The 15,266-nt window shown below is 68.4% G+C and carries 15 protein-coding genes; 9 read left to right on the top strand and 6 right to left on the bottom strand.

The genetic code is table 11. The annotated features are described in order from the left end of the window. The first annotated feature begins 180 nt into the window (after positions 1–180). Genes AC2DFQ_RS11955 through AC2DFQ_RS11930 form a run of 6 tightly spaced genes read left to right on the top strand, consistent with a single transcriptional unit; the run spans position 181 to position 6,187 of the window. Entirely contained in the window at positions 181–1,539 is a 1,359-nt protein-coding gene (locus tag AC2DFQ_RS11955) for an ABC transporter substrate-binding protein (RefSeq protein ID WP_484534052.1), read from the top strand. 20 nt (positions 1,540–1,559) lie between these two features. Then, entirely contained in the window at positions 1,560–2,480 is a 921-nt protein-coding gene (locus AC2DFQ_RS11950) for a carbohydrate ABC transporter permease (RefSeq protein WP_484534051.1), read from the top strand. 1 nt (position 2,481) lies between these two features. Next, on the top strand, positions 2,482–3,372 hold the full coding sequence (locus AC2DFQ_RS11945; RefSeq protein WP_484534050.1) for a carbohydrate ABC transporter permease: 891 nt from the start codon (positions 2,482–2,484) through the stop codon (positions 3,370–3,372). Positions 3,373–3,379: 7 nt separating this feature from the next. Next, the gene (locus AC2DFQ_RS11940; protein ID WP_484534049.1) at positions 3,380–4,543 is read left to right on the top strand and encodes a Gfo/Idh/MocA family protein; all 1,164 of its coding nucleotides are present in this window, start codon (positions 3,380–3,382) and stop codon (positions 4,541–4,543) included. Beyond that, positions 4,540–5,367, top strand: coding sequence for a ThuA domain-containing protein (locus tag AC2DFQ_RS11935; protein ID WP_484534048.1), 828 nt, complete (start codon positions 4,540–4,542; stop codon positions 5,365–5,367). The genes AC2DFQ_RS11940 and AC2DFQ_RS11935 overlap by 4 nt, the downstream gene beginning before the upstream one ends. A 58-nt stretch (positions 5,368–5,425) precedes the next feature. After that, positions 5,426–6,187: a GntR family transcriptional regulator gene (locus AC2DFQ_RS11930; protein WP_484534047.1), complete on the top strand. Its 762-nt coding sequence runs from the start codon at positions 5,426–5,428 to the stop codon at positions 6,185–6,187. A gap of 17 nt (positions 6,188–6,204) precedes the next feature. On the opposite strand, the gene iolD is transcribed toward AC2DFQ_RS11930, so the two are convergent. Further along, complete coding sequence (gene iolD / locus AC2DFQ_RS11925) at positions 6,205–8,091, bottom strand: 3D-(3,5/4)-trihydroxycyclohexane-1,2-dione acylhydrolase (decyclizing) (protein WP_484534046.1); 1,887 nt, start codon at positions 8,089–8,091, stop codon at positions 6,205–6,207. After that, the gene (iolB, locus tag AC2DFQ_RS11920; protein WP_484534045.1) at positions 8,088–9,023 is read right to left on the bottom strand and encodes a 5-deoxy-glucuronate isomerase; all 936 of its coding nucleotides are present in this window, start codon (positions 9,021–9,023) and stop codon (positions 8,088–8,090) included. The genes iolD and iolB overlap by 4 nt, the downstream gene beginning before the upstream one ends. A gap of 13 nt (positions 9,024–9,036) precedes the next feature. Here iolB and AC2DFQ_RS11915 point away from each other — a divergent pair, with 13 nt between their 5' ends. Continuing rightward, on the top strand, positions 9,037–9,162 hold the full coding sequence (locus tag AC2DFQ_RS11915; protein WP_484534044.1) for a hypothetical protein: 126 nt from the start codon (positions 9,037–9,039) through the stop codon (positions 9,160–9,162). 3 nt (positions 9,163–9,165) lie between these two features. Here AC2DFQ_RS11915 and AC2DFQ_RS11910 read toward each other — a convergent pair whose 3' ends face one another. Then, positions 9,166–10,047, bottom strand: coding sequence for a class I fructose-bisphosphate aldolase (locus AC2DFQ_RS11910; protein ID WP_484534043.1), 882 nt, complete (start codon positions 10,045–10,047; stop codon positions 9,166–9,168). Next, positions 10,047–11,003, bottom strand: a complete 957-nt coding sequence (iolC, locus tag AC2DFQ_RS11905) for a 5-dehydro-2-deoxygluconokinase (RefSeq protein ID WP_484534042.1) — start codon at positions 11,001–11,003, stop codon at positions 10,047–10,049. Before iolC ends, AC2DFQ_RS11910 begins: the two co-directional genes overlap by 1 nt. A 118-nt stretch (positions 11,004–11,121) precedes the next feature. Here iolC and AC2DFQ_RS11900 point away from each other — a divergent pair, with 118 nt between their 5' ends. Beyond that, the gene (locus tag AC2DFQ_RS11900; protein ID WP_484534041.1) at positions 11,122–13,332 is read left to right on the top strand and encodes an alpha-galactosidase; all 2,211 of its coding nucleotides are present in this window, start codon (positions 11,122–11,124) and stop codon (positions 13,330–13,332) included. 21 nt (positions 13,333–13,353) lie between these two features. Here AC2DFQ_RS11900 and AC2DFQ_RS11895 read toward each other — a convergent pair whose 3' ends face one another. Next, on the bottom strand, positions 13,354–13,839 hold the full coding sequence (locus AC2DFQ_RS11895) for a GNAT family N-acetyltransferase (RefSeq protein WP_484534040.1): 486 nt from the start codon (positions 13,837–13,839) through the stop codon (positions 13,354–13,356). A 296-nt stretch (positions 13,840–14,135) separates the two neighbouring features. On the opposite strand from AC2DFQ_RS11895, the gene AC2DFQ_RS11890 reads away from it, so the two are divergent. Beyond that, positions 14,136–14,339, top strand: a complete 204-nt coding sequence (locus AC2DFQ_RS11890) for a cold-shock protein (RefSeq protein ID WP_484510704.1) — start codon at positions 14,136–14,138, stop codon at positions 14,337–14,339. 199 nt (positions 14,340–14,538) lie between these two features. Here the strand turns inward: AC2DFQ_RS11890 and AC2DFQ_RS11885 are convergent, their stop codons facing one another. Beyond that, positions 14,539–15,222, bottom strand: coding sequence for an HAD hydrolase-like protein (locus AC2DFQ_RS11885; RefSeq protein ID WP_484534039.1), 684 nt, complete (start codon positions 15,220–15,222; stop codon positions 14,539–14,541). Positions 15,223–15,266: the final 44 nt, after the last annotated feature.

The raw sequence follows: 15,266 nt of genomic DNA, 5'->3' as shown, positions 1-15,266 counted from the left end.
GGGTCGCGGGGCCGTGATTTACCGATCGAGGCGACAGAACGGCAGGGGTCCCGGAGAGTGCCCTCCGGCCGTGTTGGGCCCGTTCGTGGCGAGCGCTGACGAGCGTTGACACCCATGATGCGTATGTCCTAACATTACGTCATCGTTCCTCCCGACCAGTCGGCAAAGCAGCCGGCGGGGGTGAGCGGAGAGAGAGGCACCGCATTGAAGCGCACCCGGGTGTTGTCCGCAGCCGTCACGGCCATTGTCGCCGGAGGTGCATTGGCCGCGTGCTCCGCCGACAGTGGTGACGGCTCGGTCACGATCACGGTCGTGGAGTATCAGGAGTCCCGCATCGAGGCGCTCCGGGAGGAGATTCCAGGGTTCGAGGCGGCCATGGCCGAACAGGGACGGGACCTCCAGGTCGAGCTGATCGGCGACGAGCTCACCGATGAGCAGTTCCGGACCCAGATCACGCAGCAGCTGATCGCGGGCGAGGCTCCCGACCTCATCGACATCGGCGACAACATGGTCGCGGGATTCGCCGGCGCGGGCTACCTCGCGCCCCTCGATGACTACCTCGAGGAATGGGACGGCTGGGATCACTGGTATCCGCAGTTCCAGGAGGCGATGGTGCGCCAGGACGGCAACATCTACGCCCTCGTGCACGACAGTGGCGTACAGAACCTCTTCTACCGCCTGGACGTGCTCACCGAGCTCGGTGTCGACACGGCTCAGCCCGAGACGTGGGACGACCTCATCGCGCGCTTGGTCGAAGTGAAGCAGCTCACCGGCGGAGAGCCGATCGTCATCCCCGCTGGAACCGCGTGGGGCGGCGGCACGTGGAGCGAGGGCTTCCAGCCGATCCTCGGCGGTACCGCCCAGGACTACTACGACCTCGAGAGCGGCACGTGGAACCTGGAGAGCGAGGGCTTCCGCGCCGTGTTCGACCTCTACGAGCAGCTCGTGACCAATGAGCTCCTGCCCACTCAGGATCTGCTCAACCCGAACCCGTGGGAGCCCACGAAGTACGACAAGTTCCCGGCTGGCGAGATCCAGGTGGCCGCGCAGGGCACGTGGGGCTGGAAGTTCGACTGGGGCCCTGAGGGGGCGACCCCGATCCCCGATCTGGAGACGAACGTCGACACGTGGATGTATCCCGGGCTGCGCGACGGTGACGAGCCGTTCGTATGGAGCGGCATGGGATTCGGCTACGCGATCCCGGAGAGCTCCGAGCACAAGGACGAGGCGATGCTCCTCGCCCAGTACCTCTCCAGCGGTGAACCGCTCGCCCGGCAGCTCGTAGTTTCCGGCGCTGCCGCCCCGCGCGACGACATGGCCGAGGTCGCGCCGTACTCGGACGAGCCCAAGCTGCTGGAAGCCGCGGAGGACATGGCCAGCGGGCTGTTCGTGGTGACCGGTGACGGCTCCGACCAGATCTCGCAGGCGATCGCCACCGCCACCGAGCTCATCCTCACGGGAGAGGCGACCGGTGAGCAGGCCCACGAGGCGTTCGTCGAGGAAGCGACGGACCTGCTCGGTCCCAACCTGGTCCAGTAGTAGTGTCGTCGGTTCTCGAAATGCCGGTCCCGACGGCGGCCTCCGCGCCGCCGTCGCGACGCCGGCGTGGGCGGCGGACCTGGCCGCTCGTCCTCCTCCTGCTCGCACCCTCCGCGCTGCTCATCACGGTGTTCATCGTCGCCCCGGCCGTGTACAGCCTCTACCTCAGCCTCACGAACACGCAGCTGACCGGATTCGCGGCGCGAAACCCGCAGTTCGTCGGGTTGGACAATTTCGTCTACCTGCTGACGAACGGAGACTTCCTCGGCTCGGTGGGGCGCACCGGCGAGTTCGTCCTCTACTCGGCCATCATCGGCCAGACCGTCCTCGGGATGATCGCGGCGATCCTCCTCAGCCGGCCGTGGCTGCGCGGCAAGGGCGTCTTCGGGGCCGCGGTGCTGATGCCGATGGTGGTTCCCGAGGTCGTAGCCTCCCTCACCTGGGCGAGCGTGCTGTCGAACAATTCGTCGGGCACCCTCAACCAGCTGACGGGCCTGTTCGGGGCCGAACCCACCGACTGGCTGCAGACCGTCCCGATGGCGTCGATCATCATCATCAACATCTGGCGAGGCGTCGCGTTCGCCATGATCATGTTCCAGGCCGCGCTCGAGGACGTGCCGGCCGAACTGATCGAGGCGGCCCGCATCGACGGTGCACGCGCCACGCAGGTGTTCCGCTACGTCACCCTGCCGTTGATCCGCGGGCCGGTGTTCCTCTATCTGCTGCTCACGACCATCAGTACCGTAGGCGTATTCGGCCTGGTGTACTTCCTCACGCAGGGAGGCCCCGGCGATCGTACGCAGCTGGCTGCCATCTACATCTACGAGCGCGCGTTGCAGTTCTCCCAGGTGGGCATCGGTAGCGCCGCGTCGATCATCCTGCTGGTGATCGTGCTGGTCCTCGGGCTCGTCTACGTCCGGCTCTCGAAGGTGAAGGTCTGACATGGCTGCCCCGACCGTGTTGTCCGCAGCGGCCCCTGCAGAGGCTGCGCCGCGCATGCGCCGGCGCCCGCTCAGCACCGCTCAGGTGATCCAGCGGACACTGGGCTACATCCTCATCGTGCTGATGGCGGTGTTCTGCCTCGTCCCGTTCGCCTGGGTGGTCTTCAGTGCGGTCGACGCGAACGCCGGACCGAACGTGCAGTGGCCGACGTTGTCCCTGGAGAACTTCGTGCGTTTCTTCACCGAGGCCGGGACGCCGCGACTGCTCCTGAACAGCCTCATCATCGGTATCGGCGGAACGGCGCTGAATCTCGCGCTGGGCCTGGCCGGCGGATATGCGCTTTCGCGCTTCGATTTCCGCGGTCGGCGCACGTTCATGTTCGGCATCCTGCTGATCCGCGTCATCCCCGCGCCGGCCACGATCGTCGCGCTCTACCTGATCATGGTGAACCTGAAGCTCACCAACAGCCTCTTCGGACTCATCCTCGTCGAGGCGGTGCTTCAGCTCCCGATCACGCTGTGGCTGCTGAAGGGCACCATCGACGCGGTGCCCATCGAACTCGAGGAGGCCGCCTGGGTGGACGGAAACTCGCGCCTGCAGGCGATCCGTCGGATCGTGCTGCCTCTGGTGGGGCCGGGCCTGGGTGCTGCGGCGATGCTGGCCTTCATGAACATCTGGGGCGACTTCCTGACCCCCCTCGTGATGTTGCAGAGCTCCGACCTGTATCCGCTGTCGATCGGGCTATTCCGAGCCTTCAGCGAGCACAACCAGGTCGACTGGGGTCTGCTGGCCGCGAGCGCCATCGTGTACGTCCTGCCACCTGCTCTGCTCTACGTCCTCGTGCGCCGGCACCTGCTCCGCTCGAGCCTCGGCGGCGCGCTGAAGGGATGACGCGATAATGACCGATCGCACGGGCTCCTCCAGCGCGCCCGCACCCCGTCTCCCGGTCGTCGTGGTCGGCGCCGGCGCGATGGGCGGCGCGTGGATCCGGATGCTGTCGGCCTCGCCGCACGCGGAGCCCGTCGGCGTGGTCGACCTGGACGTCGACCTCGCGGCCGCGGCGGCGGCAGCGGCGGGCCTCAACACCGCGGTCGTGGGCTCGTCCCTGGTCGATGTCGCCGAGCGCACGGGTGCCGCCGCGGTGATCAACGTCACCGTCCCTCAGGCCCACCGCGTCGTCAACGAGGAGGCGCTGCGGGCGGGCCTTCCCGTGCTGTGCGAGAAGCCGCTCGCACCCACCGTGGCCGAGGCGCTCCGCCAGGTCGCGCTCGCGGATCTCACCGGCAACCTCCTCATGGTGAGCCAGAACCGCCGGTACTTCACGCACCTCACCGCGTTCCGTGCGGCCGTGCGGAGGCTCGGACCGCTCGGCGCCGTCACCGCGCAGTTCTTCCATGCGGATCACGAGCCGGGATTCCGCGAGCAGATGGCCCACCCCCTGCTCGTGGATATGTCTATCCACCACTTCGATCAGCTTCGCTTCGTCACCGGCGACGAGCCCGTCGCCGTCCGGTGCAGCACCTGGAACCCGCCGTGGAGCTGGTACGCCGGCGATGCTGCCGCATCCGCCGAAGTCGAACTCGCGTCGGGGGCACGCTTCGTCTACGCCGGCAGCCGCTGCACGCCGGGCCATCAGACCTCGTGGAACGCCGACTGGCGCGTCCACGCGGAGCGCGGCGCTGCGTCCTGGGATGGAGAGGACGTCGTGCGCGTCGACGGGGAGGGAATCATCGTCGAGACGCCGCACCACCGCGAGGGCATCGAAGGATCGCTGGAGGAGTTCGTCACCTCCCTGCGCACCGGTACGACACCGCAGAACGAGGTGCGCCTGAACGTGCGCAGCCTTGCCATGGTCGAGGCCGCCATCCGCAGCAGCGATCGCGGCGGCGAGCGCGTGGTCGTCGCCGACCTGCTCGAGGACGCGCTTGCGCAGGCTCTCATCGACGAGCACGCTTCCGACGTCGCCGATGAACTGCGCTCGTGGGCCAGCGCCGCCGACGGCATCGCCACACCGGCCTGGGGCTCCGCTCCGGCCCCGACCGCCGCAGGGGGCCTCCGATGACCAGCACTACACCGATCCGCGTCGTCGTCTGGGGGGAGAACCGGCACGAGCAGGTGAACCCTGTGGTCCGTGGCATCTACCCCGAAGGGATGCACACCACCATCGCCGACGGGATCACCTCGCTCCTCGGCGATGCCGTGAACGTCTCGACGCACGTCCTGGATGAGCCGGAGCACGGGATGAGCGAAGAGGTGCTCGCCGCGACCGACGTTCTGCTGTGGTGGGGACACACCGCGCACGACGAGGTCGACGACCAGGTGGTCGAGCGCATCCAACGCCACGTCCTGGAGGGCATGGGCATCATCGTGCTGCACTCGGGGCACCACTCGAAGATCTTCCGACGCCTCATGGGGACGACCTGCAGCCTGCGGTGGCGCAACGACGGTGGCGACCGAGAGATCGTGTGGACTGTCGCCCCGCGGCATCCCATCGCCCAGGGTGTACCGCAGCCGCTCGTTATCCCGCAGCAGGAGATGTACGGCGAATTCTTCGACATCCCCGAGCCCGACGAGCTGGTGTTCATCAGCAGCTATTCCGGCGGGGAGGTGTTCCGGAGCGGGATCACCTACCGCCGCGGCTACGGCCGCGTGTTCTACTTCAGCCCCGGCGACGAGATCTACCCGGTCTACCACCAGCCCGAGATTCAGCGGGTGATAGCGAATGGCGTGCTGTGGGCGCGTCCCGAGCGCGCCCGGGAGGCGTACCAGGTCACGCCGATGTACCTCCGGGGGGAGTTCGACCGCCCGGTGCTGACGTCCGGTGAAGGACTGGTCGACTATTACACGCGCGAACCCCTTGCTCCACGGGCCGATTCGCCGTCCTGATTAAGATTGTTCATACATATTCACGTGTGACGACGTCACCCCTCGATCTGGAGAACCCGTGCAACAGCTGGCGCAGAACCTCCCGAGCGCCCTGTTCATGGATCTGGACCGGTCGGGGCCGATACCGCTGTACTTCCAGGTCGCCACCCGCATCGAAGGTGCCATCCTCGATGGTCGGCTGCCCCCCGGGTCGCGACTCGAGAACGAAGTGGCCCTCGGGGAGCGGCTCGGCCTCTCGCGCCCGACCATCCGCCGCGCCATCCAGGACCTCGTGGACAAGGGGCTTCTCGTACGGCGGCGGGGGATCGGAACCCAGGTCGTGCATGGGCAGGTGACGCGCAAAGTCGAACTGACGAGTCTTTACGAGGACCTCGCCAGTGAGAACCGGGCGCCCACCACCGAGATCCTCGTGCACGAGATCATCGGAGCGCCCGCGCGGGTGGCGGAGCGACTGGACGTCGAGGTGGATTCACCCGTCCTTCACCTCCAGCGGGTCCGATGCGCCGACGGTGTGCCGCTGGCGATCCTCGAGAACTATCTTCCGGAGGCCCTCTCCGACGTCAGCGAGTCCGACCTCGCCGCGCACGGCCTGTACCAGGTGCTCCGCGGCCGGGGCGTGGCCATCCGCGTGGCCCGCCAGAACATCGGCGCGCGGCGCGCCACCCCGGCGGAGAGCGCCCTGCTGCAGATCGACCGGAACGACGCGGTGCTCACGATGGATCGCACCGCCTACGACAATTCGGGCCGTGCGGTCGAATACGGCCACCACGCCTACCGCCCGGACCTGTACTCGTTCGAGATCACGCTCGTCGACAAGTAGTCGTCGCCGGCGACGCGTCACGCGGGCCCGAGATACCGCCTTTGCTCCTTCTTCCGCTCGACGTAGTCGTCGCGGGCGTGGCGCGTGCTCTCGAGCGTGGAGACCTCCGCCACCGGCACGTCCCACCATCCCTCCCCATCGGGCGAGTAGAGGAGAGGGTCGCTCTCGACATGGATCAGCGTGGCGCGGTTTGAGGACTTGGCGGTCGAGACGGCAGCGGAGAGGTCTGAGACGGCGTTCGGCCCGCGTGCGACCCGAATCACCGGGATGCCGAGGCTCTCGGCGTTGGCGGCGAGATCGACCGGAAGCATCCCATCGCCGTCGCCCGCGTAACGGAATACAGTGCCGAAACGCTGCGAGCCCACGTCCTCGCTGAGATGCCCGATGGACGCGTACCCGTGGTTCTGGATGAGCACGATGATCACCTTGATGCCCTCCGCGACCGCGGAGACGATCTCGGTGTGCATCATGAGGTACGAACCGTCGCCGACCATCACGATGGCGTCCCGCGTCGGGTCGGCCCGTGCTACGCCGATGCCTCCCGCGATCTCGTAACCCATCGTGGAATAGCCGTACTCCACGTGGTAGCCGAGATCGTCGCGCACGCGCCACAGCTTGTGCAGGTCGCCGGGGAGCGACCCGGCGGCGCAGACGACGACGTCGCGCGGATCGGTGGCCTCCTGCACCGCGCCGATGATCTCGGTCTGGCTCGGCAGGTCCAGGCCCCGGGGGACGAAGGCCTGATCGACCACGTCATCCCAGGCGCGCTTGTCGCGAGAGTACTCGGCGCGATAGGCCTCATCCACGCGGTAGCCCTCGACCGCGGCGGCAAGTTCCGTGATCGCTTCCCGCGCATCGGCGACGATCGGGATGCTGCCGCCGTGCTTGAACGCGTCGAACGACGCCACGTTGATGGTGGCGAAACGCACATCCGGATGCCGGAACGCGGTGCGACTGGCGGTGGTGAAGTCGCTGAACCGCGTGCCGATGCCGATGATGAGATCGGCCTGCGCGGCCGCGCGATTGGCGGCGGTCGTGCCGGTGGCCCCGACTGAACCGAGGTATTGCGGGTGGTCCCAGGACAGCGAGCCGACGCCCGCCTGGGAGACACCGACCGGGATGCCCGTGGCCTCGACGAAATCGCGGAGCGCGGCCGCCGCATCCGAATAGATGACGCCTCCGCCGGCGATGATCAGGGGACGCGACGACATGCGGATGGCGCGGACCGCGTCGGCGATCGCGCCACGGTCGGGCCGGGGCCGGCGGATGCGCCACTCCCGGTCGGCGAGGAACTCTGCGGGCACGTCGAGGGCTTCGGCCTGGACGTCTTCGGGAAGGGCGATCGTGACCGCTCCCGTCTCGGCCGGGTCGGTGAGCACACGCATCGCCTCCAGAGCAGCGGAGAACAGCTGTTCGGGTCGCTGAACGCGGTCGAAGAACCGGGACAGGGGCTTGAAGGCGTCGTTCACGCTGATGCTCGCATCGTGCGGAAGCTCCAACTGCTGGAGCACGGGGTCGGCCACGCGCGTGGCGAAGGTGTCCGAGGGCAGGAGCAGGACCGGCAGCCGGTTGATGGTTGCCAGCGCCGCACCGGTGAGCATGTTGGTGGCCCCGGGGCCGACGGATGCCGCGCAGGCGAACGTGGACCGGCGCCGCGTCATCCGCGAGTACGCCACCGACTCGTGCACCATCGCCTGCTCGTTGCGGGCCTGGTGGTACGGCATGCGGGAGGGATCATCACGCGACAGCTGTGCGATGGCCTGACCGATGCCGGCGACGTTGCCGTGGCCGAAGATGCCGAACGTCCCGGCGATGGTGCGCTCGCGGTGATCGCCGTCGACGGTCCACTGGTGGGTGAGGAATTCCACCAGCGCTTGGCTGACGGTCATTCGCCGGGTGCTCATGCAGACTCCTCCGTCGAGGTACGGGTCGCGGATGTGTAGGGAAGCCGCCCGTCCACCTTCTGGCCGGCCCACGTCTGTCGAACCCAGGCATGGGCAGGGTCGTCGGTGATCAGCCACGTGCGCTCGGCATCGGGTCCGGCCATCACGTTGAGGTAGTAGAGGTCGTAACCGGGAGCCGCGACACACGGCCCGTGCCAGCCGAACGGCACCAGCGCGACGTCGCCGGTGCGCACCTCCGCGAGTGTGTCTATCGCGCCGGCCGGCGAGGAATAGGTGCGCATGTACCCGAAGGCCGACGCCTCGCGCCCGGCGGCGGCACCGCGGGTCACCGCCGTCTCGAAGTAGTAGATCTCCTCGAGCCGGGACTCCTTCCCCGGGAGCGACTCATCGTGCTTGTGCGGCGGGTAGCTCGACCAATTCTCCGCCGGGGTGATCACCTCGCACACGATGAGGCGATCTGCAGAGAGCGCGGACGGAGTGCCGAAGTTGTGCACCTGACGGCTCGACCGGCCGGAGCCGCGGAGCTCCACGGGCACGCTCGCTGCCGGGATGTAGGCGGGCGGGTGCGCGATCGTGGCCGGAGCCTCCGCCACCGCGACCCGACCTCGGCCGGCCACGACCGCCTCGGTCGCGATCGGGAGATACAGCACGTCGGTGGGGCCCTCGAACACGCTGACGCGGCCGGCCAAGACCTGCTCGACCTCGTCGGATGCCGCATCCGTGCGATATCGGACGGTGAACGAGCCCGACAGAGGGACGATGAGGCGCTCCACCGAGTCCGCCGGCAGCGTCACTTCGGCGGTGGCGGCGAGCTCGGCCACGCGGATACCCGTGTGCTTCCACCGGTCGATGGTGGAGTCGACCACGGTCTCCCAGTCGTCCCGGGAGAGACTCCCGCGAGGGTAGAACCAGCTGCCGGCGGTACGGGTCACGAGAGTCCTCTTCGTGGGAGCGGATGAGCGGGATGCAGCGGCGGGCTACACCTGGGCGGGGTGGGACCGGAGGTGGTCGGGCGTGGTGCCGACGATCCAGTGGGCGATGACGGGAAAGGTCATGGTGCTCTTCTCCTGATGCTCAGGCGCCGTGGACGAGGGCGGCGGCCACATCGACCGCCGACGCGACGTCGTCGTTCTGCGGGTACAGGATGCTACGGCCGACAACCAGCCCGCGGACGCCGGGCAGCGCGAGCGACTTTTCCCAGGCCTCGAAGGTGTCGTCGAGGTTGCCGGTCGCGTCGCCGCCCAGGAGAAGCGTCGGGAGGGTCGTCGCGGCCATGACCCTCTCCATGTGGGGGACCACCGGGAGCTTCAGCCACGTGTGGGAGCTCGTGTTGCCCAGCCCTGAGGCGATCGCGACGGAGAGGATGACCGCATCCGGGGAGAGGTCGTTGCGGATCTTGCCGTCGACCCACGCGCTCATGAAGGGCTCGAGCATGATCGGCACGCCGGCGTCGGCCGCTTCGCTCACCGCGCACGCGGTGGCCTCGAGCGTGTCGGCGGTGCACGGGTCGGAGAGGTTCACGCGCACGAGGTTCTTGGCGAAATCGAGCCCGTCGCGCACGATGCCTTCGATGTCGTAAGCCGTGTAGCGGTCGTCCATCTCGAACGCCGCGCCCTTGAGGCCGCCGCGGTTCATCGAGCCCACGACGATCTTGTTCTCGAGCAGGCCGAGGAGGGCGAGATCCTCGACCACGTCGGGTGTGCCGAGGACGCCGTCCACCCCCGGATGCGACAGGGCGACGGCGAGCCGCTCGAGCAGCGCATAGCGATCGGCCATCGCGTTCTCGTTGGATCCGACGCTCAGGGTTCCGCGGGCGGGATGATCGGCCGCCACGATGAAGAGCCTCCCGTCGCCCCTGATGAGGTCCCGCCGCGTACGGTCGGCGAGGACTTCGCGGATGCGGCGCGGCTGTGCGGCGCGGATCTCGCGCAGGGCGGTGAAATCCAGCGCCGGCATCACGGCGTTCCCCCCAGGATCTTTTGTACCTCGGCGGTGGTCGGCATCGCGGTCGAGCACTCGCGGCGGCCGGCGACGATGGCGCCGGCCACGTTGGCGAAGCGGAGGACGTCCTCGAGCGGCCACCCCTGCAGCAATCCGTAGCAGAGGGCGCCGCCGAAGCCGTCGCCCGCGCCGAGACCGTTGACGACTTCGACCGGGTGGGGCGGCACCTCGACCGTCTCGTCGCGGGTCTTGGCCAGTACGCCCTTCGGTCCTTGCTTCACGATCGCGAGTTCGACTCCGCGCTCGAGGAGGGCATCGGCGGCGCGATGCGGCTCGGTCTCGCCGACGGCCACCTCGCACTCGTCACGGTTCCCGACCGCGACCGTGACCTTTTCCAGTGCGCGGGCCACCTCAGTGGTAGCCAGCTCACGTCGCTCCCAGAACTGTGGGCGGTAGTCCAGGTCGAGCACGGTGAGGGGCGCTCGTCCGCGGGCGTCCCACGCCGCATGGTGGGCGCCGCGGCTGGGTTCCTCCGAGAGGCCGGTCACCGTGGACCAGTAGACGCGCGAGCTGCGGACCGCGTCCAGGTCGAGCTCGGAGGCGTAGATCACGAGGTCGGGTGCCTTGGGCTCGCGATAGAAGTAGATCGGGAAGTCGTCGGGCGGGAAGAGCTCACAAAACACCACGGGAGTCGGCAGACCTCCCACCCTGGAGACGAACCGGTCGCTCACGCCGAGCCGGAGGAGCTCGCGGTGGAGATAGGTGCCGAACGGGTCATCGCCGGTGCGGGTGATGACCGCGGAGTTCAGGCCGTGCCGCGCCGCAGCGACCGCGACGTTGGCGGCACTGCCGCCCAGGTACTTCCCGAAGCGGGAGACGTCTTCGAGGTGGCCGTCCTCCAGCGGGTAGATATCGACACCGATCCGCCCGATGGTCACCACGTCGAAGGACGCCGAGTCCTTTCCGGTCATGCTTCGTCCCACAGCTTCCTGGAGGGTGTGATCGAAGCATCCTCCGCCGCCTAGCATAATGTCAGGACATAGGAACAAAAAGATTTCTGTCGATCTTGGCCGCACACAGGGAGTTCCCATGTCGATCGCCTCCGTTACGACGCTGAACCGCATCGACGGGGACGCTCCCGACGTCGACTTCCTCCATCTCGAGGCGGGCGGGGTGAGCGTTGTCCTCGACGCGACGCAGGGCCGGGTGCCCGCCATCGTGCACTGGGGTGCCGCGCTCGGGCGACAGAGTTTCCAGGACGCCGCCGCACTCAGCGCGGCCGCGATGGACTCGCAGGCCGGCAACGTCGTCGATGACCCCATCCGCGTCGCGATACTGCCCGAGCACCACGCCGGGTGGCAGGGAAAACCGGGCATCGGTGGCCACCGCAACGGCGCAGACTGGTCGCCGAAGTTCGCGGTCGTCGAGGTCGAGATGACCGGTGACGTGCGCCGCGACGGGAGTCTCATCGAGACGGGTCCGACCGTGGCCACCTTCCGTGCACGCGACGATGCGGCCGGGTTGTCGCTGACGCTCGAGGTCGAGCTCCTACCGAGCGGCCTGCTGCGCGCGCGAGCGTCCGTCAGGAATTCCAGATCCGGGGATTACACGCTCACGGACGTGAACCTCGCACTGCCGATTCCTTCCCGTGCGCGCGAGATCCTGGACTTCGCGGGCCGCTGGGGCAAGGAACGCACGCCGCAGCGACGAGAGCTGGTGTCCGGAATCCATGAGCGTGAGGGCAGGAAGGGTCGTCCGGGCGCGGATGCTCCGCTCGTCCTCAGCGTCGGCACGCCCGGATTCGGGTTCGGACAGGGCGAGGTCTGGGGCGTTCACGTCGGGTTCAGCGGGAATCACCGGTTCTATGCTGAGCGTTTCCTCGGCTTCCAGGTGGTCGGCGGGGGCGAACTCCTGCTTCCCGGCGAGATCCGTCTCGCGGAGGGCGAGACGTACCGGGGCCCCTGGGTGTACGGCGCGTATGGCGAAGGGCTGGACGATCAGGCACATCGCTTCCACCGATTCCTGCGAACCCGGCCGACGCATCCTGTCCGCCCGCGACCGGTGACTCTGAACGTCTGGGAGGCGGTGTACTTCGACCACGACCTCGGTCGGCTCATCGACCTCGCCGAGAGAGCGGCCGCCCTCGGCGTCGAGCGCTACGTCCTCGATGACGGATGGTTCCGGGGGCGCCGCGACGATACGCGCGGCCTCGGCGACTGGAACGTCGATGGGGACATATGGCCGAACGGCCTGTCGCCCATCATCGACCACGTCACAGGCCTCGGCATGGAGTTCGGGCTGTGGTTCGAGCCGGAGATGGTGAACGAAGACAGCGACCTGGCGCGGGAGCATCCGGAGTGGATCCTGCAGACCGGCGGGCGTCTCCCGATTCGCGCGCGGCATCAGCAAGTGCTGAATCTCGCGATCCCAGAGGCGTACGCGCACATCCGCGACCGCATGACGGCCATCCTCGCCGAGTACGACATCTCCTACGTCAAGTGGGATCACAACCGAGACCTGATCGACGCGGGCACGTTCCCGACCGGGGCGGCCGGCGTTCACGAGCAGACGCTCGCCGCTTATCGCCTGATGGACGAGCTGAAGTCCCGATTCCCGGGCCTGGAGATCGAGTCGTGCGCGTCGGGCGGGTCGCGCGTCGACCTCGGCGTCATCGAGCGGACCGATCGCGTGTGGGTCAGTGACTGCATCGATCCGCTGGACCGTCAGCAGATGAACCGCTGGACGATGCAGCTGCTCCCCGCCGAGCTGCTCGGGTCGCACGTCGGATCCGGCGTGAATCACACCACCGGCCGGCGGCACGAGCTGTCCTTCCGCGCGGGAACGGCCGTGTTCGGCCACTTCGGCATCGAGTGGGACCTCGCCCAGGCGACGGAGCAGGAGAACCGCGACCTCGCGGCGTGGGTCGCGTTCTACAAGCAGCATCGCGCGCTGATGCACGCGGGCGATCTCGTCCGCGGCGACGAGATCGACCCCACTCTCCACGTGTACGGGGTGGTCTCCCCCGACAAGTCGGAAGGGCTGATGTTCCTCGCGTTCCTGGGTCGCTCGGCCGTCTCCCCACGTGGGCGGTTCACGCTGCCCGGACTCGACCCCGACAAGCGGTACCGTGTCGCGCCCGTCATCGTCGGCACCCCCGACCCTGGGCGAACCGAGCCGCCGTGGTACGCGGAGGGCGCGGGCGTCGTTCTGAGCGGCCGAGCGCTCGCCGTGGCCGGACTGCAGCCGCCGGGATCGTTTCCCGAGCGCGTGGTGATCCTCCGGCTGACAGAGGAATCATGACCCCCGGGCGGATCCGGCGAATCACTCCAGCGTCGGCGGCAGGGCGTAGCGGCGCTCGTCGACCTCGCGACCGGCGTCGGGAGCGGACGCCGTCGACCCCGATACCTCGGTGAAGCCGATGCGTTCGAGCACCGCGAGCGACGGTGCGTCCTCCGACGCCACTCGCGCGTACAGCGGACGCTCGCCCTCGCGAGCCACGAGCAACTGGAGCGCCGCCGTCCCCACATCCCGTCCGGATGCGTGCGGCGCGATCCAGTACGTCACTTCGCGGCTGCCGTCGATGTTGTAAGCCGCCGCGGTCCCGGCGAATCCGCCGTTCTCGGTCACGACCCATAGCGAGACATCCGGCGAGCGGCGCTCCCGGTCGATCCACGCGGCGAACGCGGCGCGATCGTGGCGGTCGGATGCCGTGAACGCGGCGCCCGCGGTGGCTGGAGCGTCGCGCATCACCTCGAAAACGGCGTCGAGATCGTCGTCGTCCAGGTCGCGCAGTTCGATGTGGGCCACGCCGTCACCCTAGGGAGGATGACTCATTCCGACGAGTTTCGTACTCGCTATCGCGCTGCGGCCGGAGTTGTCAGTAGAGTGTTGGCAGTCACGCTTTGCGTGGCCTATCCGGGGGGATCCGTCGACGCCCGGGCTTTGAGCCTATGGCTCGGCCCGGGCGTCGTATGGTTAACGCCCCGTGACGATCTGACCCTCGTGCAACGTTTGTGTCACCAACCCGTGCGCCGGGGCGCCTCGACCGTTACCGTGGCTCTCATGGCGCACCACGGCGCCGGCAAGAAAGAACGGCATCGCAAATGAGTCAGGGCACCGTCAAGTGGTTCAACTCCGAGAAGGGCTTCGGCTTCATCGCCCCCGATGAGGGTGGTGCTGACGTCTTCGCCCACTATTCGGCCATCGAGGCGTCGGGCTATCGCTCGCTCGAGGAGAACCAGCGTGTGGAGTTCGAGATCGCACAGGGCCCCAAGGGCCTCCAGGCGGAGAACATCCGCCCGATCTGATGCGGCGACGCGGCGCCTGCCCCGCGGGCAGCGCCGCGCGTCAGCGTTCGCCGCACCCGAGCTCAGGCTCGCGTCGGCGAGCTGCGGCAGCGACCAGTGCGAAGGCGGCGGGCATCCGTCGCACCACATGCAGGAGTCGGTGCGGTCGCGCCGGGGGGTCGCCCATGCCCCTCCCTCTCGCGAGCTCCGCTGAAGGGGCCTACGCCGGGGAGTCGGGCAGGAGGAGCAGACGGGCGAGTTCGCTGGCGTCATCGACCGCGGCCTGCGCCCCGTCCGCCTCGTGCGGCCAACTGAAACCCCAGCGCACGAAGATCACGGGCACGGCGTTGGCCGCACCGCCCTCCACGTCGTGGTGGCGGTCCCCGATCAGCACGGGGCGGCTCACATCCGCCCCGGCTGCGGCCAGGCGGCGCAGCGCTTCGGCGACGATGTCGGACTTCGCGCTGAGCGTGCGTTCATCGGGCGTTGCCCCCACCATGGCGGTGAAGTAGGGCGAGAGCTCGAAGTGGTCCATGAGCGCGACGACCTGTACCTCGGGCTTCGAGCTGGCCGTGGCCTGTGGCACGCCGGCCGCCGCGAGGTCGGCGATGAGTTGCGCGATGCCGGGGAAGAGGGTGGCGCTCGCGGTATAGCCCTCGGCCTTGTTGAGCCCGCGGTAGAAGGCGACGGCCTCGGTCGCCTCCTCCGGGCTCATACCGAGGTTCACCTGGAAGGACTCGAACATCGGCGGGCCGATCCACCGCGACAGTTCGCCGCGCGTGGGTGGCTGCATCCCGAAATGCTCGAGGGTGATGGTCAGGCGACGGAGAATTCCCTCCGAGGCGTCGACGACGGTGCCGTCTACATCCCACAGAATGCATGACCAGGGTGAACGCATCGGCATTCCACAACGCTATCGGGGCCGGAGGGGGTGCCGGCCCGCGGTGG

The organism is Microbacterium sp. Z11_20, from assembly GCF_057197605.1.
Note: the sequence above shows the minus strand (reverse complement) of the source record. Positions and strands in the feature narration are given on the sequence as shown.